1 protein-coding gene is annotated in these 641 nt (G+C 50.4%); it reads left to right on the top strand.

Annotation, left to right across the window (positions count from 1 at the left end):
* Window positions 1–374 (top strand): transposase (locus VF684_RS20925; protein ID WP_440174400.1); only part of this gene is annotated, 374 nt, incomplete at its 5' end.
* Window positions 375–641 lie beyond the last annotated feature (267 nt).

Below are 641 nucleotides of genomic sequence, written 5' to 3'. Positions count from 1 at the left end.
GACCGATTGTCTCAACCGCGTTGATTGCCGCAATTGGCAATGGCTCACAATTCAAGAAAGCCCGCGACCTGTCAGCCTGGTTGGGGCTGGTCCCCAGGCAATATTCAACGGGCGGCAAATCTTCGCTCGGCGGGATCAGTAAGCGTGGTAATAACTATTTAAGGAAAATGGTTATTCAGGGCGCCAAAGCGCTAAAAATTCACATGAAGCGTGGCAAATCATCGTTAGGCGAATGGGTCGCCAGGCTGGAGGTCGGCCATCACCACCATGTGGTCCTTATCGCCCTGGCCAACAAGATAATGCGAATTTGCTGGAAAGTGCTGACATCCGGCAGGGATTACCAACCGTATCCCAACACAAGTTCAGTCGTTTAACAGATATAACTCATACCCGGTTTTGCGAGCCAAAAACAGATGACAGAAGCGTTCACCCCACGACGTTGCAGCCTGGCTAAAAAAGCAGTCTCTCATGACTGGTAGCTTTATTAGGACGACGACGTGCGGATCCCATCAAGGCCAGAGCCGGAAAACGGCTCACAGACAGGCCGGATACATTGACGCAAACGACTTCTGGAAATCAGTTCACGCTTGCAGATAAGGAGCAGACCATACATTTTTTAGAATGTCCTTTTCACGTTCGAG

Origin of the sequence: Aeromonas sp. Lyrl_2 (assembly GCF_051948815.1) — a bacterium.
Classification (GTDB): domain Bacteria; phylum Pseudomonadota; class Gammaproteobacteria; order Enterobacterales; family Aeromonadaceae; genus Aeromonas; species Aeromonas veronii.
This window is presented reverse-complemented; position numbering and strand designations above follow the sequence as displayed.